General features: G+C 58.4%; 4 protein-coding genes. All 4 read left to right on the top strand.

Annotation, left to right across the window (positions count from 1 at the left end; all coding sequences use genetic code 11):
• The first annotated feature begins 63 nt into the window (after positions 1-63).
• A complete protein-coding gene (locus AC1DH9_RS26470; protein WP_427543496.1) occupies positions 64-450 on the top strand; it encodes a thioredoxin family protein in 387 nt (128 codons plus the stop codon).
• The gene (locus AC1DH9_RS26465; protein ID WP_427543499.1) at positions 447-1,409 is read left to right on the top strand and encodes a putative 2-dehydropantoate 2-reductase; all 963 of its coding nucleotides are present in this window, start codon (positions 447-449) and stop codon (positions 1,407-1,409) included. The genes AC1DH9_RS26470 and AC1DH9_RS26465 overlap by 4 nt, the downstream gene beginning before the upstream one ends.
• Before the next feature lie 24 nt (positions 1,410-1,433).
• Positions 1,434-2,339, top strand: coding sequence for a 5'-nucleotidase (locus AC1DH9_RS26460; protein ID WP_427543502.1), 906 nt, complete (start codon positions 1,434-1,436; stop codon positions 2,337-2,339).
• A 93-nt stretch (positions 2,340-2,432) separates the two neighbouring features.
• The coding region (locus tag AC1DH9_RS26455; RefSeq protein WP_477809090.1) for a universal stress protein at positions 2,433-2,873 on the top strand (441 nt) is incomplete at its 3' end.

Raw genomic sequence — 2,873 nt, 5'->3', positions numbered from 1 at the left:
CACTGATGCTTGCGCAACATTAACTCGACAGGCACATCGTCAGGATGAGGAATAAAGCGCCCCATGAACACAGACTCCAAGTGTCGGTCATTCGACAGTGCTTCACCCAGTATAGTTGTCGAATGCGAGCTGACTGATTTCGATGCCGACCAGCGGCTGTTGGCGATGAGTGGTGTGTCGCTGGTGATTTTTACCAGCGTCGGCTGTTCCAGTTGCCGTTGGGCGCGCCAGCAGTTGCCGGAACTGGAGCTTGATGTCGATCAGCTGTGCTGGATCGACGCGGGGAACAACGGTGGCGTGGTGGAGCGTTATCAGGTCTTTCATTTGCCCGCGTTGTTTGTCGTGCGTGATGGCGAGTTTTATGGGGCGCTACAGTCGCGTCTGGCCCGCACCGAACTGAATGCTGCGTTGGGGCAGGCGCTGAGTCGAAATCCAGAGGAGTTGCCATGACGGGCACAGCAGTTGAAAAGCCGAGAATCGGCATTATCGGCACCGGGGCGATCGGTGGCTTTTACGGCGTGATGCTGGCTCGGGCCGGGTTGGATGTGCACTTTCTGTTGCGCAGCGAGTTTTCAGCGGTCGCCAAGCGCGGCCTGCAACTCAACAGCGTGCCCTATGGTGCGTTGACCTTGAATCCGGTTCAGGCGTATTCGTCGGCCGACGATATGCCGCTGTGCGACTGGTTGCTGGTCGGCGCGAAAACCACCAGCAACGCCGGGCTTGCACCGGCGATCATCAAGGCCGCGGCGCCGGGGGCGAAGGTCCTGTTGCTGCAAAATGGTCTGGATGTCGAAGACAGCCTGCGTGATCTGTTACCCGACTCCCTGCACTTGTTGGGTGGTTTGTGCTTTATCTGCGTGCATCGCTCGGGTCCCGGAGTGATCGAACATCAGGCATTCGGTGCGGTGAACGTGGGTTATCACAGTGGACCGGCGCTTGATGACGAGACGGCGCGTCAGGCGATTGTCGAGCAAGGGGCGGGGCTGTTTCGTACCGCCGGTCTTGAATCGCAGGCGATGGTCAACCTTCAGCAGGCGCGTTGGCAAAAACTGGTCTGGAATGTTCCTTACAACGGTTTATCGGTCTTGCTCGGCGCGAGCACGACACCGCTGATGGCCGATGACAGCAGCCGTGAACTGATTCAGGCGTTGATGGCGGAAGTGGTGACGGGCGCACTTGCCTGTGGCCACAGCATGCCGCCGGGGTATGCCGAGCACCTGTTCAAGGTCACTGAAAAAATGCCGGACTACTGGCCGAGCATGTACCACGACTACCAGCATAAACGGCCACTGGAATTGGCCGCGATTTATGCGCGGCCACTGGCCGCCGCCAAGGCCGCCGGTTGCGAGTTGCCGAAAGTCGAGGCCTTGTATCAGGCCTTGAGTTTTGTCGATCGGCATAACGGTTAAGTCGTTTCACCCGGGGGGAGCAGCATGGCAAAAGGGATAGGCGACAAACTGGTGCTGGCGATTTCTTCGCGGGCACTGTTCGACCTGAGCGAAAGCCACAAGCTCTATCTGGCGAGCGGCGTCGAGGTTTATCGGCAGTATCAGATCGAGCACGAAGATGAAATCCTCGAGCCGGGTGATGCGTTCCCGCTGGTGCAAAAACTGTTGAACCTCAATACCAGCCTCGGTCGGGCGCGGGTCGAGGTGGTGCTGGTGTCGCGCAATAGCGCAGACACCGGTTTGCGAGTCTTCAACTCGATTCACCATTACGGCCTGACGATTTCCCGCGCAGCGTTTGTTGGCGGGCGCAGTCCGTATCCCTACCTGAAGGCCTTCGGCTGCGATCTGTTTCTCTCCACCCACGCCGATGACGTACGCAGTGCCCTCGATGCCGGCTTCGCGGCGGCGACTATTCTGTCGGGCGGTGCGAGCCGCGCTGCGAGCGAGGAATTGCGCATTGCCTTCGATGGCGACGCCGTGTTGTTTTCCGATGAGTCGGAGCGGGTGTATCAGTCGGATGGCCTCGAAGCGTTTCAGGCCAACGAGCGTGAAGCCGCTCGCGAGCCATTGCGTGGTGGGCCGTTCAAAGGCTTTCTGGCAGCGCTCAATCTGTTGCAGCGCGAGTTTCCTGATGACAGCTGCCCGATCCGCACTGCACTGGTGACCGCGCGTTCGGCACCGGCCCACGAGCGGGTAATCCGTACCTTGCGCGAGTGGGATATTCGACTCGACGAATCGCTGTTTCTCGGCGGACTGGCGAAATCGGCGTTTCTTGAAGCCTTCGCCGCCGACGTATTTTTCGATGACCAGGCAGGCCACTGCGAGTTGGCGCGTGAGGTGGTCGCCACCGGTCACGTCCCTCACGGCATCAGTAATGAACTGAAGATTTAAGCCCAACGTTCAATGCCTTGCGCAGAACGTCGTATCGCTGTGGCGCTGCTAAGCTGAATTAATCGCCGCCATCTTTGCATTCGAGGAGATCAAATGATCCATTCGATGCTGTATGCCACTGACCTCGGCCTGTACGCACCCTTTGTGATGCAGCATGCATTGGCATTGGCACGAACATTCAAAGCCGATCTGTACGTGGTACACGCAGTTGAGCCCATGGGGCTTTTTGCCGAATCGGTGTTGCAGAGCTATCTCGACGAGCAAGCCTTGAATGAATTTCACAGTCAGGGTTTGAACACGGTGATGGCCAATATCGAGCAGCGGGTATTCGACAGCTTCCGCGAAGAGTTGGGGGAGGGGCAGCAGGACCTGGAGCTGATTCAATCGGTCAGAGTGTTCCAGGGCGATCCGTCGCAGGTCATTCTTGATCAGGCACAGAAACTCTCGGTGGATTTGTTGATCCTAGGAAGTCACAGCCATGGGGCCGGTGGAGAAACACCGTTGGGACGGACTGCTGCGCGTGTGCTGCAGTTG

Source organism: Pseudomonas sp. 05T35 (assembly GCF_056396605.1).
The sequence above is the reverse complement of the archived record's forward strand: the minus strand, read 5'-3'. Positions and strand labels throughout refer to the sequence as shown.